2 protein-coding genes are annotated in these 1309 nt (G+C 69.6%); both read left to right on the top strand.

Features of this window, described 5'->3' with window-relative positions:
* Positions 1 to 370 (top strand): LuxR C-terminal-related transcriptional regulator (locus F8566_RS49550; RefSeq protein WP_192810303.1); only part of this gene is annotated, 370 nt, incomplete at its 5' end.
* Between the two features lie 66 nt (positions 371 to 436).
* On the top strand, positions 437 to 1309 hold an 873-nt coding region (locus F8566_RS49545), incomplete at its 3' end, for an amidase (protein WP_192810302.1).

The following is a 1309-nucleotide window of genomic DNA, read 5'->3' as shown; positions in this document are numbered from 1 at the left end:
CGGCGCCGACCGGCTCGGCTACCTGCTGAAGGAGAGGGTCGGCCGCGTCGAGCAGTTCCTCGACGCGTTGCACCGGGTGGCCAGCGGAGGCACCGCCATCGACCCCGAGGTCGTCGCGCAACTGTTCACGCGCAGCCGCCCCGACAGTGCACTGGAACGCCTGACGGCCCGGGAACGCGACGTCCTCTCCCTGATGGCCGAGGGCCTGGGCAACGCCGCCATCGCCGAACGGCTCTTTGTCACCGAGGGCGCCGTCCACAAGCACATCCGTCACATCTTCGCCAAACTCGACCTGGCACCCACCGATCGCGCAGACCGCAGAGTCACGGCCGTCCTCCGCTACCTGGAAGAAACCCGACGCAGGGTCTGACCCAGCGCGCAGGAGCGCCTGTCGCCGTGCGTAGGGTGATCTCGTGCGGCGAGAGGATGCCCGTTGATGGATGGCCACGAGCTCTGCTACCAGGACGCGACCGCGCTGGCGGAACTGATCGCCACCCGGCAAGTGTCCGCGGTGGAGGTGGTACGGGCGCACCTGGAGCGCATCGAGGCCGTCAACCCGAAGATCAACGCCATGGTGACGGTGCTCGCCGAGCAGGCACTCGCGGCGGCTCGCGGCGCGGATCGGGCTGTGGTGGCGGGTGAGCCGACGGGGCCGTTGCACGGTGTGCCGTTCACGATCAAGGACTCGCTGGACGTGGCGGAAGTGGTGAGCACACGCGGCTCGGCATTGTTCCGCGACCATGTGCCGGCGGCCGATGCGACCGCGGTCGCCCGGCTGAAGGCCGCCGGCGGGCTCCCGCTCGCCAAGACGAACCTGCCGGAGTTCTCCTACTGGACCGAGACCGACAACCTGCTGGTCGGCCGATCCGGCAATCCCTGGAATCTGGACCGGACGCCGGGTGGTTCCAGTGGCGGCGAGTCCGCCGCGATCGCGGCCGGCATGTCGCCGCTCGGGCTGGGAAGCGACGTGGCCATCTCGGTGCGCGGACCGGCCCATGACACGGGGATCGTGGCGCTGAAGGCCACCCGGGGACGAATACCCATCACCGGGCATTGGCCTGAGGTTCCCCGCCGCTACTGGCACATCGGTCCGATGGCACGCAGTATCCGCGACATCAAGACCGCCTTTGAGATTCTCATCGGCCCCGACGGCATCGACGGCTACGTCCAGCACTCACCGCCGCACCCGCCTGCGCAGGTGCCGGGAATGCGGGTCGGCTGGGCGAGCGACCCCGCTTTCGGTCCAGTCGACCGCGACGTGACCAGCACCGTCGTGGCCGCAGCCGAGGCGTTGCGCGACCTGGGATGT

It is taken from the genome of Actinomadura rudentiformis, assembly GCF_008923185.1.
GTDB lineage: Bacteria > Actinomycetota > Actinomycetes > Streptosporangiales > Streptosporangiaceae > Spirillospora > Spirillospora rudentiformis.
The sequence above is the reverse complement of the archived record's forward strand: the minus strand, read 5'-3'. Positions and strand labels throughout refer to the sequence as shown.